The 14,577-nt window shown below is 63.5% G+C and carries 17 protein-coding genes; 11 read left to right on the plus strand and 6 right to left on the minus strand.

Annotation, left to right across the window (positions count from 1 at the left end):
• The first annotated feature begins 9 nt into the window (after positions 1-9).
• The 4 genes from flgG to ACT4OC_RS23625 all read left to right on the plus strand — a co-directional run bounded on the left by flgG (position 10) and on the right by ACT4OC_RS23625 (position 3,522).
• Positions 10-798 (plus strand): flagellar basal-body rod protein FlgG, encoded by a 789-nt coding sequence (flgG, locus tag ACT4OC_RS23610; RefSeq protein WP_444841449.1) that lies wholly within the window; start codon positions 10-12, stop codon positions 796-798.
• 12 nt (positions 799-810) lie between these two features.
• A complete protein-coding gene (flgA, locus tag ACT4OC_RS23615; protein WP_444841450.1) occupies positions 811-1,914 on the plus strand; it encodes a flagellar basal body P-ring formation chaperone FlgA in 1,104 nt (367 codons plus the stop codon).
• Between the two features lie 5 nt (positions 1,915-1,919).
• The gene (gene flgH, locus ACT4OC_RS23620) at positions 1,920-2,672 is read left to right on the plus strand and encodes a flagellar basal body L-ring protein FlgH (protein WP_444841451.1); all 753 of its coding nucleotides are present in this window, start codon (positions 1,920-1,922) and stop codon (positions 2,670-2,672) included.
• A 472-nt stretch (positions 2,673-3,144) separates the two neighbouring features.
• Positions 3,145-3,522, plus strand: coding sequence for a hypothetical protein (locus tag ACT4OC_RS23625; RefSeq protein ID WP_444841452.1), 378 nt, complete (start codon positions 3,145-3,147; stop codon positions 3,520-3,522).
• A 105-nt stretch (positions 3,523-3,627) separates the two neighbouring features.
• Here ACT4OC_RS23625 and ACT4OC_RS23630 read toward each other — a convergent pair whose 3' ends face one another.
• Complete coding sequence (locus ACT4OC_RS23630) at positions 3,628-3,915, minus strand: hypothetical protein (RefSeq protein WP_444841453.1); 288 nt, start codon at positions 3,913-3,915, stop codon at positions 3,628-3,630.
• A gap of 100 nt (positions 3,916-4,015) precedes the next feature.
• A complete protein-coding gene (locus ACT4OC_RS23635) occupies positions 4,016-7,396 on the minus strand; it encodes a type ISP restriction/modification enzyme (protein ID WP_444841454.1) in 3,381 nt (1,126 codons plus the stop codon).
• A gap of 124 nt (positions 7,397-7,520) precedes the next feature.
• Between ACT4OC_RS23635 and ACT4OC_RS23640 the strand changes: the two genes are divergently transcribed.
• Positions 7,521-7,685 carry an AbrB/MazE/SpoVT family DNA-binding domain-containing protein gene (locus tag ACT4OC_RS23640; protein ID WP_444841455.1) on the plus strand — a complete coding sequence of 55 codons (165 nt, stop codon included), beginning with the start codon at positions 7,521-7,523 and terminating at the stop codon, positions 7,683-7,685.
• An 874-nt stretch (positions 7,686-8,559) separates the two neighbouring features.
• Here the strand turns inward: ACT4OC_RS23640 and ACT4OC_RS23645 are convergent.
• The 3 genes from ACT4OC_RS23645 to ACT4OC_RS23655 form a co-directional block, all read right to left on the minus strand.
• Entirely contained in the window at positions 8,560-9,345 is a 786-nt protein-coding gene (locus ACT4OC_RS23645) for a 2-keto-4-pentenoate hydratase (RefSeq protein ID WP_444841456.1), read from the minus strand.
• Positions 9,346-9,513: 168 nt separating this feature from the next.
• Positions 9,514-9,879: an RNA polymerase-binding protein DksA gene (gene dksA, locus ACT4OC_RS23650; protein ID WP_444841457.1), complete on the minus strand. Its 366-nt coding sequence runs from the start codon at positions 9,877-9,879 to the stop codon at positions 9,514-9,516.
• 228 nt (positions 9,880-10,107) lie between these two features.
• Positions 10,108-10,719, minus strand: coding sequence for an NAD(P)-dependent oxidoreductase (locus tag ACT4OC_RS23655; RefSeq protein WP_444841458.1), 612 nt, complete (start codon positions 10,717-10,719; stop codon positions 10,108-10,110).
• A gap of 112 nt (positions 10,720-10,831) precedes the next feature.
• Here ACT4OC_RS23655 and ACT4OC_RS23660 point away from each other — a divergent pair, with 112 nt between their 5' ends.
• Positions 10,832-11,203, plus strand: a complete 372-nt coding sequence (locus ACT4OC_RS23660) for a winged helix-turn-helix transcriptional regulator (protein WP_444841459.1) — start codon at positions 10,832-10,834, stop codon at positions 11,201-11,203.
• 157 nt (positions 11,204-11,360) lie between these two features.
• Here the strand turns inward: ACT4OC_RS23660 and ACT4OC_RS23665 are convergent, their stop codons facing one another.
• Complete coding sequence (locus ACT4OC_RS23665) at positions 11,361-11,774, minus strand: flagellar assembly protein FliX (RefSeq protein ID WP_444841460.1); 414 nt, start codon at positions 11,772-11,774, stop codon at positions 11,361-11,363.
• 30 nt (positions 11,775-11,804) lie between these two features.
• On the opposite strand from ACT4OC_RS23665, the gene ACT4OC_RS23670 reads away from it, so the two are divergent.
• The 5 genes from ACT4OC_RS23670 (at position 11,805) to ACT4OC_RS23690 (ending at position 14,532) form a co-directional block, all read left to right on the plus strand.
• Positions 11,805-11,978 carry a hypothetical protein gene (locus ACT4OC_RS23670; protein WP_444841461.1) on the plus strand — a complete coding sequence of 58 codons (174 nt, stop codon included), beginning with the start codon at positions 11,805-11,807 and terminating at the stop codon, positions 11,976-11,978.
• A 62-nt stretch (positions 11,979-12,040) separates the two neighbouring features.
• Positions 12,041-13,162, plus strand: a complete 1,122-nt coding sequence (locus ACT4OC_RS23675) for a flagellar basal body P-ring protein FlgI (RefSeq protein WP_444841462.1) — start codon at positions 12,041-12,043, stop codon at positions 13,160-13,162.
• Positions 13,162-13,506, plus strand: coding sequence for a flagellar assembly peptidoglycan hydrolase FlgJ (flgJ, locus tag ACT4OC_RS23680; protein WP_444841463.1), 345 nt, complete (start codon positions 13,162-13,164; stop codon positions 13,504-13,506). Before ACT4OC_RS23675 ends, flgJ begins: the two co-directional genes overlap by 1 nt.
• A 17-nt stretch (positions 13,507-13,523) precedes the next feature.
• Positions 13,524-14,009 carry a hypothetical protein gene (locus ACT4OC_RS23685; RefSeq protein ID WP_444841464.1) on the plus strand — a complete coding sequence of 162 codons (486 nt, stop codon included), beginning with the start codon at positions 13,524-13,526 and terminating at the stop codon, positions 14,007-14,009.
• Between the two features lie 157 nt (positions 14,010-14,166).
• Positions 14,167-14,532 carry a hypothetical protein gene (locus ACT4OC_RS23690; protein WP_444841465.1) on the plus strand — a complete coding sequence of 122 codons (366 nt, stop codon included), beginning with the start codon at positions 14,167-14,169 and terminating at the stop codon, positions 14,530-14,532.
• The last annotated feature ends 45 nt before the right edge of the window (positions 14,533-14,577 follow it).

A 14,577-nucleotide genomic window follows, 5' to 3' on the forward strand; every position in this document is an offset into this window, starting at 1 on the left:
GATAGACCAATGCGCGCAGTCATCACCGCAGCGACCGGCATGGCGGCACAGGAACTCAACGTTCAGGTGATCTCCAACAACATCGCCAACCTCCGCACCACCGGCTACAAGAAGCAGCGCGCGGCGTTCCAGGACCTGATCTACGACCATGTGCGCCGCGTCGGCGCGCAGGCCTCCGACCAGGGCACCATCCTCCCCGTCGGCATCGATCTCGGCGGCGGCGTCAGGACCGTCGGCACGCCGCGCCTGATGGGCCAGGGCAACTTGCTGCCGACCGGCAACGAGCTCGACGTCGCCGTCCGCGGCGAGGGCTTCTTCAAGATCCAGATGCCCGACGGCACCTATACCTATACCCGCGACGGCTCCTTCATGATGGACGCGCAGGGCCGCATCGTGAATGCACAGGGCAATCCGGTGCAGCCGACCATCACCATCCCGAACAATGCCTCGGGGCTCACCATCAACGCGCAGGGCCAGGTCTCGGTGATGCTGCCGGGCTCGACCACGCCGACTACGGTCGGCCAGATCGGCCTCACCCGCTTCATCAACAAGGCCGGCCTGAAGCCCGTCGGCGACAATCTGTTCCAGGAAACGCCGGCCTCCGGCGCGCCGCAGGACGGCATCGCCAACACCGACGGCCTCGGCGACATGCTGCAATCCAACCTCGAGCAGTCCAACGTCGAGGTGGTCACCGAGATCTCCGACCTGATCGCCGCCCAGCGCGCCTACGAGATGAACGCCAAGGTCGTCTCCGCCGCCGACCAGATGCTGCAAGCCACCACCCAGATGTTCCGCTGAGGATTGACGGTCATGATCGCCCGCCCCCTCCTCATCGCCGCCGCCCTGTTCGCGCTGACCTCCGGCGCGTTCGCGCAAAGCAGGACCGAGGTCATCGCCACCCCGACCCTGCGCGCCAATGTCGTCGTCACCTCCGACATCGTGCGGATCGGCGACGTCATCGACAATGCAGGCCCTGCCGGCAAGATCGCCATCTACCGCGCGCCCGATCCCGGCACGACCGGCACGCTGCCGGTCGCGCAGGTGATCGCGACGCTGCGCGGCCACCAGGTGATCGGCGTCGACACCCAGAACCTGCGCGAAATCTCGGTGACGCGGCAGGCCCGCAGCTTCGAGGCAAGTGAGATCGAGCAGGCGGTGGCCCGCGCGCTGGAGCGCCGCAACGGCCTTGGCGATGCCGCCAACATCAGCGTCAATTTCGAGCGCGCGCCCGGCGAGGTCCGCCTCGATGCCGCCAATTCAGGCGCGCTCAATCCGGTCGCCGTGCGCTACGATCAGCGCAACGGCCGCTTCGACGTCACCTTCGAGATTTCCAACGAGGCGGGCCTTGCCCCGGTCAAGCTGCGCTACAGCGGCACCGCGGTCGAGACCGTGGAAGCCGCCGTGCTGGCGCGCAGCGTCGATCGCAACGAAGTGCTGAAATCCTCCGACGTCGTGGTGGAGCGCCGCCCGAAGGCCGAGCTCGGCCCCGACGTGCTGACCCGCGACCGCGCCGTCGGCATGCAGGCGCGCCGCCAGATGCGCGCCGGCCAGGCGCTGAAGGGCGCCGACGTCGCCAAGCCCGACCTCGTGCAGCGCGACCAGGGCGTCACGCTGATCTACGAGACCGCCGGCATTCATCTCACCGTGCTCGGCAAGGCGCTCGAGGCCGGCACCGAGGGCGACGTCGTCAACGTCATGAACCTGCAATCCAAGCGCACGGTTTCCGCCGTCGTGGTCGGCCGCGGCCGCGTCGCCATCGCGGTCGCCCCGCGCCCGGAAGTCGCACAGCCAAACGTGCAGCCCAAACTTCAGGACAAGGTATCCGACAGCACCTCCTCGCTCGGCGCAGCGCCTGCCGCTGCCGCCGCCTCCCTTGCCAGTGCCGGCGCGAAAATCCCGGCCAAACCCGAGTAACGTAAATGTCCCGCTTTTCAGGTTTCCGTATCGTAGGGCTCGCCGCGCTGTTTGCGATGTCAGCGCTCGCCGGCGGCTGCTCCGCCGTCGACCGCCTGTCGCAGATCGGCGAGAGCCCGAAGCTGAACGCGATCGAGAACCCGACCGCGCAGCCCGGCTACAAGCCGGTGCAGATGCCGATGCCGAAGCCCGAGGTCGCCTCCTACAACGCCAACTCGCTGTGGCGCAACGGCTCCAGAGCCTTCTTCAAGGACCAGCGCGCCGCGCGCGTCGGCGACCTCCTGACCATCACCGTCAACATCACCGACAAGGCCAATCTGTCCAACCAGACCCAGCGCAGCCGCTCCAGCAAGGAGGATTCCGGCATATCGGACTTCGCGGGCTCGGCGACGGTGACGCAACCGCTGAAAATCTTCCCCGGCAAGATCCTGACCACGGACTCGACGTCGTCCACCGACGGCAAGGGCTCGGTCAACCGCCAGGAATCGCTGACCACCAACGTCGCCGCCGTGGTGACGCAGGTGCTGCCCAACGGCAACCTCGTGGTCGAGGGCAAGCAGGAGATCCGCGTCAACTTCGAGATCCGCGAGCTGATCGTGGCCGGCATCGTGCGCCCGGAGGACATCCAGAGCGACAACACCATCGACTCCAGCAAGATCGCGCAGGCCCGCATCGCCTATGGCGGCCGCGGCCAGATCACCGACGTGCAACAGCCGCGCTACGGCCAGCAGGTGATGGACGTGATCCTGCCGTTCTAACTCTTCAAAGAGCTCCCACACGACGCTGCGAACCTAGGCGTGGCGAAGTGTATCAACGCGGCCTCCGGTAGCTCCCCTGCCGGAGGCCGTGGCGTTTCTTGCATCCGCTTGTCGTCACCCGCGACCCGTCTTCGCCAAGGCTTCGCCGGGGTTTGGTGCAAGGCCCGCCGAAGCTTTAGCGAAGGCGGCAAGCGGGTGACCCAGTACGCCGCGGCCTCTCGGCTCAGTCGCAAGCGTCTCTGGAATACTGGATCGCCCGCCTTCGCGGGCGATGACGACGGCGGCACGCCCGCGCCATCGGGCCAACAAATACGCGGCAACACCAACGCACTGACGCCACGATCCGCCACGCGCACGCAGGGAACCGCCTGTTCCACGCAGCCAGCCGGAACGAAACGCCGCGCAATCGAATAACGAAAGGACCCTCGACCAGAGGGGCCACAATCCAACGTCACTTCTGTGGAGCGAATGCATGAAACCAACTCAACGCGCCCTTGCGGCGCTGGCCGCCACGGCCACGATCTTCACGGCAACCGCAGCCTCGGCCCAGATCGCCAACCTGACCGGCGCCTGGCGCTGCGTCGAAAACTGCCGCGCGCCGTCCGCCAGCCCTGCCGTCATCACGCAGAACGGACCCAACCTCAGTCTCGTGAACGAATTCGGCGAGCCCTCGCGCGCCTGGCCGGACACCTTCGCACCGGCAAGCCGCATCTGGGTCGACAACTGGAATGTCGGCGCGGTCTATTCTCCCGATGGCATGATGCTCCAGTTCGACAATGGCACCATCTGGCAACGCGACATGGGCCCGCCGGTGCGGGTGCGCGTTCCGGGCGCAGAGGTGGTGAGGTAGCAAAAACCCGTATCGCCTATCAGATGATGGTATCCGAAATGCGGCCTCCGGTAGCTCCCCTGCCGGAGGCAGTGGCGTTGGTGCGACGAATATTACGTGAAAGGCTTAGGCCGCCTCGAGCCGCTTGATTTCCGCCTCAAACTCAAACCGCAACTGGGCACCTTCCTCATCGGGCAGCCAGTTCGTCATCTGCGGAAAGATGGTGCGGTAGAGTAAGACCGTCTTCGGCTCCCACGGCAGCTGCTTCGCCGCGCGCGCTTCGGCCAGTATCTTGTACAATTCGGCACGCACCGAATCTGGATCAGCCCGGTATTCAGGCGTGGGCGTTTCCTCGCCGAACAGGTCGGATTGCTCGTCGAGGTGAAAGAGATCGCTTTGCCGGGGAGACGCCATTTCACACGCTTTGGAAGCCGAATCGGTGAAATCATGATCGATTTTGCAGAGCGCGGCGAGGCATTTGGCAGACTTGTCCCCGCACCCCACCGATTGCGAATTAACCCTTGCTTTTGGTCTTCGTCTTTGCGGAGGCACCCTCCACGGTTGCCAGCGCCCCCGCTTCCGCAAGCTCGCCGGCAGTTCGCAGTGGGCCAGCAAGGATGCGGTTCAAGAGGTCGGCTTGTTTGGGCTCCAGCAAAATCAGGCGGCCAAGGACGTGTAACAAGTCGAGCAGATCAGTCGTGTATTCCGGCAACCACCCGTCGGGTTGAATGGCGTCTAACGGCGACGGCGGCCGCCGGTCGCCAATGATGGGACGGCTGCGGTCACGGCGGCGATAGCTGAACCATTGCCAAAGAACTTGCTTTCCCGAAACCTCGTACGCCCACATTTCAGGCGTGACATTGTCGACATAGCCCTTACCGATCTTCAACCGTCGATTTGCCGGATCGTACACCATTGTATCGGGCAGTGGTTCCGGTGCAGATGGTATTGCACCGCCCTTCGGAATCGTAGGGGCTACTTCCTTCGGCAGGCGCGGCGCCTGCTTCGGCCTGTTCGCACCTGCATCCGTGAAGCGCTCACCGTAGGAATGAAGCCAAATGACTTCGTTACCAAGCTCAACGGCTTCTGCAAACATCTTTGCGTCCGCTGTCAAGGGAACACGAAGACCCGGTTGAACGAGATCAGAAAGGAAGCGCTTTGTGAAAGCCGGGTGTGCCATCACGCCAGCAACGTAGGCGAGAAGTTCTTCTGCCTTTATCGGCCGCCCATAGATAGTTGCGAGATAAACCAGCAGGTCAGGCTTAATGTTTGACTTTGTCGCCGCGCGTTCGCTCCATAGCGGGTAAACGCGACCACCAAACGAACCCTTGTAGTGGTGCAAGTCCGGTATGAGGCCGGTAAATGTCAGGGCTGGTCCGGATGACGGCGAGTGCGCTTCCAATGCAGTCAGGAAAACTTGCTTAGACGAATTCGTTTTCCACAGAGTTGGGTTCGACTGATTGATCAGTCGCGCATCAGGAATAACCCATTGTCGATCTAAGAATCGAAAGCCATAACGAACGGGCTCAATAGATGGCCCCTTGTCGCTCATCACGGCTTCAAGTCTTTCCTCATGACCAAATAGACCTTCGGAAACACCCTTTCGAACATGCTTGTCACCAGGCTCGTTCTTTCTGAGGTGCGGATGAAACAACAACTCTTTCTGATTGGGGTCTTTTTCGGCAACCAACCGCAACCACCGCGCCTCGAGCGAATCCATATCCGGCGCAATAACCCAGGTTCGGCCGGGCATCACGCCGGAACCGTCATACTCAAATAAATCCTTCAGTGAGGGACATAGTGCCCAAATGCCCGTTGCAGATGGCAAAAAGGGATCGCGCCAACCGGGCGGGCAGTTGATCCAGTCCGACACATGAAGAGAAAGACCAGCGAGTGCTGCGAACTTTTCCTCTCGCCGTCCCTTTGGCAATGCCACAAAGCGTACCTTCGCGGGCTCTTCAACGCCCTTACCGAGCTTGCGAGCAGCGAGCACAATACAGACCGGCTGCTGCACGCCCTGAAAAATTCGAGACGCCACCTCTGGCTGGTGTCCTTCCGGCGTGCAATCGACAACCCATATCTCGGAACATGTGCGCCGAAGGTCGTCGCGCATCTTTTCGAAGCCCGGACCATTGAGAAAGCCGGCGACCGTGATGAAGCAGACAATTCCTTCTTCATCCTTGTCCGGAAAACCGGTCGCTGCGTAGTGACCGGACCCGAACACTTTCCATGTGGCCCACCGCCAGAAATAAACGTAGAGGTTCTTCAAATGCTTGACGTGTGCGCCAACGCCCCATTCCGGCGGAGGCCTCCAGCGATCGAGTGGGGCGGTCAACTTGCCACCACTTCCCGCCTCGATCCAACCGCCCCGCCCTTCGGCTTTTTCCTTGTATGGCGGATTTCCAATGACAACGGTTATGGGCTGCGTCTTCTTGATAGCGTTTGCGTCACGGCGAGACTTGGCAATCGGCTCGTATACCTGCCCAAGTGACTCTTCCTCGACGAAGGGGTTACCGAGCGTGTCGGTGATGTACAGCCGGAGATCGGGAACCGGGAGCGTTGCCGCGCTCGGAGCAACCATCAACGCTTGCATTTCCGCGATAATCCGTAACTGCGCCACAGCGAACGGTCCAAACTGAAGTTCGAAACCAATCACGCGCTTGGTAGCGGCTTCGATCGCCCCCCGCACTGCACCTGCCCCTTGGTCGTCTGAGACCGTTGAGGCGATGCGCCGGAGCACACCCAACAGGAAGGTACCAGTACCTACGGCCGGATCGGCAACGACGACGTCGGCAGCAGCGAAGCCAGCGGGACGCTCGAATAGCGGGCCGCGCAACGCCTCATCGACGAGATTGACCATCGCGGCCACGACTTCTGGCGGCGTGTAGTAGGAACCCGTTCGCTTGCGCAGTTTGTTGTCATAGACCTCCAGAAAATCCTCATAGAAATAAAGCCATGCCTCCGGCTTGTCCTTGCTGATAGTGTGCCAATTCACTTCGTCCAGCACTCGCGCCAGTGTCGCCAGCGAGGTCTTCAGAGCTTCCTGATTGGTCACGTCGTCCGTGAGCAGCCTCAGTGCAGTCGCAATCAACGAGTTGGATTTTCGCAGTTCCTGCGCGGCGTGATCAACGCCACCCGCCACGGAAATATCGCGTGAACGCGCGACCAGCAGGCCGAACGTGACTGCTTGAGCGTAACCGTCTGCGAACTGCGCGTCGTCAGCTTGCGGGAAGAGAAGTTTCCGCCAGTCTTGCGCAAGGGCGGTAAGGCCGGGATTGCCGAGCCCCATTTGCTCCACTACCTCATCGCGCAACAGACGACAGAGACGGGCGCAAATCTCCGCGAGCTTCTTCGCCGTCTTCGGCGGAATCGGCTTCCAGTGGAGAAAATCTTCAATGATCGGAACAAGCGTTGCCGGCGCGATGAGCTTGGAACCCGATGTTTCGACGTCGCCTTCGAGATGAACGACCTTGCCGACCAATTCGCCGTCACGCCACAGGCTGAAGGCATTGCCATCAGTATAGAGCAGATTAGGAAGCGACTTCAGTTTGTCCCACTGATCCTTATCGTGAGGATCGGAGAACTTGCGCGGATCGGCTCCCTTGCCGGGCGCCTTGACCTCGACAAAGCCGACGAGAGCATTGCTGACAGTTACGGCATAGTCGGGGCGCGTCTTGAGATGCACCAGAGTAGTCTCACCAACGAGATGGACGGCCTTCGCCGGCAAACCCGCGATTTCGGCCAGATCATGCAACAGAATTTCAAGGGGTCCGCGCAGTTGGTCTTCCGGCGCACCGCTGATCGCAATGTTGCTCAGCTTTGCCTTTGCGCTGGCTCCAAACTCTGAAACTGCGCTCGCAATTGTTTTCGTCGCCAAATTGAGTCCCCGGCGCATCAACGATTCTCGCCGCAACAATCGCTACTCGAAAAATACAATCTTTACAACTACTTCCCATGAACAGATCGCGCATGGCCCACGTCCATGATAATATCAGAAATTGTAGAGATCGGAGCGGTTCATGCGGGTTTTCAAGTGGGATGACGACCTTGCGGTGTTGCTTCCCGAGTCACTGATCGATCGGCTCAAACTCAAGGAAGGCGACGAGATTGATATTGTCGCTCTCGATGAAGGCCGTGTGGCCGGCGTCAGCGAAGCGCCTCGTAAGCCCGCCAACGAAGGCTAGACGCGGAGAACCGACGCGGGCTCGTCGTCTAGCCCATAACTTCCGATTATCACAACATCGTGATATCCGAAATATTCTCTTTACCAGAAACGATTTCCCTGCCATAACCACCTCACCCCGCGCCGCTACGGAGGGACGTATCATGATCGTCACGGCACGTTGGCGCGGGTTGCGGTGGACGCTTGCTGCGTCAGGCGGGGTCATTCCTGCCAGGCGAAACGCGGCGGCGTACGGCGAAATCGTGTGGTCCTGGCGCCGCGACCCTGGCGTCCATCCCCGCCGGCCTGTGCTGGCGGGGCAACGGGGGCAAGAAAGGCCGTTCCCCGGGGAGAGTACGTATAAGCCGTAAACCATTGCGCGGGGAAAGCCGGGATGTCCTGGCTGTACCTGTCAAACCCGTGTGCATTCCTTTGCTACCCACCGCACACGGCGATGCGGGCGCAGTCGGCGCCCGGCTTTCCCTGCGTCCTCTGTCTTCCAGGGGGCGAAAACGCAGGCAAACCCCGGACGCAACGCGCCGCGGGAATGTTTCTGCATGTCTCTCTGATGTTTGACGATCAAATCGAAATGATGCGCGCGGCGGTGTCGTCGCCCGCCAACGGGTCGCGCGAATGCGCGCCCGATGACAGGCTCCGGCGGGCGATCCAGTATTCAAGAGGCGTCAGTGAGTGAACCGAGAGGTCTCGGCGTACTGGATACCCGCTTTCGCGGGATGACGATTTACCGCTGCGCTATCGCGAACACCCCTCACGAAAACGTCGCCTCCACCTCGCCCCGTACCGTAGGGTGGGCAAAGCGCAAGCGTGCCCACCTTCGCGAGCACGGCGCAAGACAGGTGGGCACGGCGCTTCGCGCCTTTGCCCCATCTACGGCATCACGAAAGCGTCGCCTCCACTTCGCCGAGCCCCTCTAGCTCCATCCGCACATGGTCGCCGGCGTTGAGCCACACCGTCTTCACCAGACTCCCCGTCAGCACGAGCTGGCCGGCATGCAGGCCCCTGCCTTCGGCGGCGAGATGATTGGCGAGCCAGGCGAGCGCATGATGGGGATGGCCGAGCACGTCGGCGCCGGTGCCGCGGCCCTCCTCCTTGCCGTTGACGACGGCGCGGCCCTTGACCTTCAGCAGGTCCGGCGCGCTCGCGCGGGGCACAGGCTGGCCCAGCACGCAACCGGCGGCGAAGAAATCGTCGGCGATGAGCGTCGGCGCGCCCAGCGTCTCCCATTTCACGTAGCGGTCGTCGACGATCTCGATCGCGGGATAATAGGCCTCCACCGCCTCGTGCATCCATTCCGCCGTGAAGGGCTGCTCGGTCGGCAGCAGGTCGCGCGCCAGCTTCACCGCGATCTCGCATTCGACGCCGACGCGGACGTAGTCGGACGCGCCAAGCTTCACGCCGCTGTCATGCACGCCCTTCTCGAACACGCCGCCGCCGCAAGGGTGCGGGATGGCGAGATATTCCTGCATCACCTTGCTGGTGCAGCCGATCTTGTAGCCGACGAGGCTACCTACTTGCGGCCGCATGAGGTCGTGCAGCGCGCGCTGCACCTTGTAGCCTTCGGCTTCGTCCCTGGGAGCGATATCGGCCGGCAGCGCGTCGAGCTGCGCACGGCTGCGGCGGCGAGAGGCGATGAACTTGGCGGCCGCGAGAATTTTATCCATCGGCGGCTCCTCTTCGGTGTGTCGGGCCGCACATTGTATCCCCTCATGGTGAGGAGCGCGAAGCGCATTCCGGACGATGCTTCGCATCGCCTGGAGAACCATGAGGCCGCAGTAGGGCCTTCATCCCTCGAGACGCGCTTCGCGCTCCTCGGGATGAGGATCGGTCACCTACTCGTCCCTATACACCTTCTCGCGCTTCTCGTGGCGCTCCTGGGCTTCCACGGAAAGCGTCGCGATCGGGCGGGCTTCGAGGCGCTTCAGCGAGATCGGCTCGCCGGTCTCCTCGCAATAGCCGTAGGTGTTGTCCTCGATGCGCTGCAGCGCCGCGTCGATCTTGGAGATCAGCTTGCGCTGGCGGTCGCGGGCGCGGAGCTCGATGGCACGGTCGGTCTCCGAGGAGGCGCGGTCGGCGAGATCCGGGTGGTTGACGTTCTCCTCCTGCAGCGCCTGCAGGGTCAATTTCGACTCGCGCAGGATCTCGTCCTTCCAGGCCAGCAGCTTGGCCCGGAAGTACTCCTTCTGCCGGTCGTTCATGAAAGGCTCTTTTTCGGAAGGCCGGTAGTTTTTCAACTTTTCCAAGGGCAGCCCATCTCGTTTGGCGGGCGTAGTTCCGTCCGCGGGCCGCCTTATATAGCGCCGCCATGTCACACACAATATGATGTCGGGCCAAACGCGGACCGCCCCCAAGGCCTTGCACAGGCAAGTTTATCCGTTCCGGCCGGGTGCGGCTGGGAGGGGCCGTCTCCGGCCCCTCTGAATACCCTAGTAGCCGACCGTGAAACGCTGCCTGATATGGGCCGGCTTCTCGATCTCGTCAGCCAACGCCACGGCATAATCCTCGAAGCTGATCCAGCTCTTGCCGTCGGTGCCGGTCAGCAGCTGGTCGGTTCCCAAGCGGAACTTGCCGGTTCGCTCGCCTGGGGCGAACAGGGCCGAGGGCGAGATGAAGGTCCAGTTCAGTTCCTTCTCCTGGCGGAGCAGATCGAGGAAGGCTGCGCCCTTCTCGGCTTCCGCCTTGTACTGGGCCGGGAAATTGGGGGTCGTCACCAGCCGCACGCCGGGGGCGACCTCGAGGCTGCCGGCGCCGCCGACCACGAGGTAGCGGGGAACGCCGGAGGCTTTCGCGGCGCCGATCAGCTTCGCGGGATCGCTGGCCAGGAAGTGGATGGAAGAGATGGCGGCGTCATGGCCCTTCAGGAGTTGAGTGAGACCCGCCTGATCCGACGCATCGCCCGTGGTCGGGAGGACATTGGCGGCCTTGGCGATCTTCTCGGGGTTGCGGGCGATGGCGGTGACGGCGTGGCCGCGGCGCGCGAGTTCGGCTGTGATGCGCGAGCCGGCATTGCCGGAGGCGCCGACGACGGCGATCTTCATGTGATGTCTCCATTGGGATTGAGTTCGGTTTCCAATGGTGACTAGATAGCGGGAAGAGAGTAGATGTTAAGAGAGCACTTCAACCTCACCAGCTAACGCCGGAGTAACCGCCATGAAACCCGACGCCTATTCGGCCGATTGCCCGACGCGGCAGATCCTCGATCGCATCGGCGACAAATGGGCGGTGCTCATCCTGCTTCTCGTCCGCGACGAGCCCATGCGCTTCAACGCGTTACGCCGTACCATTGAAGGCATCTCGCAGAAGATGCTGAGCCAGGTGTTGAAGTCGCTGGAGCGCGACGGGCTGATCCGCCGCCGCGCGATTCCCACCGTTCCGGTAACGGTCGAATATTCCATCACCCCGCTCGGCACAACGCTCGCCACCGCCGTCGACCACCTGCGCGACTGGGCCGAGCGTTACCTGAAAGAAGTGCTGGCCGCGCAACGCCGCTACGACGCGCAAAAGAATGCGAAGGCGGCGTGAGGGAGGCGAGCCGGCGCCACACATTCGGTGTCATGGCCCGCTTCAAGCGGGCCATCCAGTACGCCGCAGCTTCCCGGCTCAAGCACTGGCGTCTCTGGAATACTGGATCGCCCGCATTCGCGGGCGATGACACGACGAGGATGCAGCGCGATTGAACCTACACCCGCCCCGCCTTGGCGAGCTCGACCTCGACGCGGAGTTCGATCTGCGAAAGCACCGCGTCGAGGCCGGGATCGCCGGAGGACGATTTCAGGCTGGCGGCGGCATCGCGCAGCCGGCTCACGGTGGACGCATCGAGATTGCCGGAGAGCAGCCCGATCTTGAGATCGTCGAGCACGTCGAGCGCGCCGCGGCCGCGGGCGACCGAGCGCTTGCGGCGCTCGACCGGATCCTCCTCGACGCCCTGCAGCGCCAGCAGCGCGTCGATATTGGCGGCGGCTTTCGGCGGCGCCGCCGAGCGCGTCTCGGGGGCGGCGGCCGCATCGGGCAGCGAGAAGCCGGTGGACGAGGTGCGCCGCGCATTGTTCGCCGGCGTGCCCAGCGTCGTGCCGTTCGATCCGTAGATGCGCATGATGGTGCTGCCCCAGCCAGAAGCCCTGCCATGACCATCGCCTCGTTATGGTTAACGAGCCGTAAACAGGTGGGCAAAAACTGCCGCACACGGCAGTTTCGCTTCGCTTGGCGTGAACATCAGGTTGCCGCCTCGCCGAAGAATTTGGATCGAAATCAACCGATTGAATCCGAGACCGCCGGTGGCACGGCGCTCGCATGGTGATGAGCGGACGGCGCGTCATGGGAGTGTCGCGCACGTTCAGGGAATTCGAGGGGAGTGTTGGGATGCAAGGCATCCGGAAGGCAAGACTGATTTGGGCGGTGTGCGCGTTCGTCGCGCTGGCGCTGTCGGCGTGGCCTGCCGGCGCGACGTCGCGGATCAAGGACCTCGCCAACATCGAGGGCGTGCGGCAGAACCAGCTGATCGGCTACGGCCTTGTCGTCGGCCTCAACGGCACCGGCGACACCCTCAACAACATCCCCTTCACCAAGCAGTCGCTGCAGGCGATGCTGGAGCGCATGGGCGTCAACATCCGCGGCGCCACCATCCGCACCGGCAACGTCGCCGCCGTCATGGTCACCGGCAATTTGCCGGCGTTCGGCACCCAGGGTACGCGGATGGACGTCACCGTCTCGGCGCTGGGCGATGCCAAGAACCTGACCGGCGGCACCCTGCTCGTCACCCCCCTGCTCGGCGCCGACGGCAACGTCTATGCGGTAGCCCAAGGCTCGGTCGCCATCTCCGGCTTCCAGGCCGAGGGCGAGGCCGCCAAGATCGTGCGCGGCGTGCCGACGGTCGGGCGCATCGCCAACGGCGCCATCATCGAGCGCGAGATCGAGTTCGCGCTCAACCGCCTGCCCAATGTGCGCCTCGCGCTGCGCAACGCCGATTTCACCACCGCCAAGCGCATCGCCGCCGCCGTCAACGATTTCCTCGGCATCAAGACTGCCGAGCCGATCGATCCCTCGACCGTGCAGCTTTCGATTCCGTCCGAATTCAAGGGCAACGTCGTCGCCTTCCTCACCGAGATCGAGCAGTTGCAGGTCGACCCGGATCTCGTCGCCCGCATCGTGATCGACGAACGCTCCGGCGTCATCGTGATGGGACGCGATGTCCGCGTCTCCACCGTGGCAGTGGCGCAAGGCAACCTCACGGTCACGATCTCCGAAAGCCCGCAGGTCAGCCAGCCCCAGCCGTTCTCGCGCGGCCGGACCGTGGTGACGCCGCGCACCAATGTCGGCGTCGTCGAGGACGGCAAAAAGCTCGCGCTGGTGAAGGACGGCGTGTCGCTGCAGCAGCTCGTCGACGGGCTCAACGGCCTCGGCATCGGCCCGCGCGACATGATCAGCATCCTGCAGGCGATCAAGGCCGCCGGCGCCATCCAGGCCGACATCGAGGTGATGTGATGGCTGGCGGCGTCATCAACTCCATCACCACCTACGCGCATCCCCTCCAGGTCAAGCGCCCTGACACGCAGCTTGCCGAGGCGCTGACGAAAGTGCCGGAGGCGACGCAGCAGAAGATCCGCGGCCAGGCCCGGGATTTCGAGGCGATGTTCCTCAACTCGATGTTTTCGCAGATGACCAGCGGCATCAAGGGCGAAGGCCCGTTCGGCGACACGCCCGGCACCGGGGTGTGGCGCTCGATGCTGACGGACGAGTACTCGAAGTCCTTCGCCAGGGCCGGCGGCGTCGGCATTTCCAACGATGTGTTCCGCACGCTGATCCTGCAGCAGGCGAAGCGCGGCTGACCTTCGGGGGACAAGACATGAACCAGCAACAGCAAGCCAGGCCCGCGCCCCGCTCTCCGGTCACGACGCCGCAGGAGGCGCGCAAGCTCGCCGAAGAGATGATGGACGTGATGAGCCAGCTGCTCGCCGTCGTCGACCAGGAAACCGGGCTGGTTCGCGCCGGCAAGGTCCGCGAGGCGATGATGCTGGAGAAGCAGAAGTCCGCGCTGACCGGACGCTACGTCACCGCGGTCGAAGCGCTGCGCGTTGCGCAGGCGCATCTGAAGCTGGTCGCGCCCGATCTGCTCGCTTCATTGAAGCGCCATCACGAGACCTTCCGCGCCATGCTGCAGATCAACCTCACCGTGCTCGCCACCGCGCACGCGGTCTCGGAAGGCATCGTGCGCGGCGTCAATGCCGAGGTGCAGCGCCGCAACATGCCGAGCGCCTACACCGCCGCCGGTCAGCGCGCCGCGCCCTCGCCGCGCCAGGTCAGGCCGCTCGCGGTCAGCCGCTCGCTCTAGGCGCGGCGCGCGCAATCCCTACAAATTGAGGCAAAATCCCGCGCTGCCGTCAGCGCGGGATTCACCGCGCTTTCTAACCGCATGTTGAGAGACGGCCTGCAATATTGCCCCCCGGGACGGGTTGGGATTTGACTCGAGGCGCACCAGGAGGGTTGCCATGAGTACGGATTTCAGCATCAAGCCGGCGGGGGCGCCGGTTGCAACGCCAATTGTTCAGCCGATCAGTAAAGCGGCTGAGCAGGCAGTTGCGACCGAACTGCCCCCGAGCCAGACCGTCACGGCGGCCGACCCAGGACCTGCCGTGCGCTACAATTCCAACGTCGTGTCGCGTTCGTTGTCGAACCAGGTGGTAATCGACCGCGAGGCCGCCGCCGTCGTCTATCAGGTGGTCGACAACCGCACGAGCCAGGTGGTGAAGCAATTCCCCGAAGAGGCGGTGCTGCGCCGCCGCGCCTATTTCAACACACTGGATTTAACCAAGGCCGCCCCCACACGGATGCGCGCGACCGACCGCAGCGCCTGAAGGCGGCCTGTCGACGCATGATCCAGTCCGAGAAGTCCGCTCCCA

Source organism: Bradyrhizobium sp. (assembly GCF_052389815.1).
Taxonomy (GTDB): domain Bacteria; phylum Pseudomonadota; class Alphaproteobacteria; order Rhizobiales; family Xanthobacteraceae; genus Bradyrhizobium.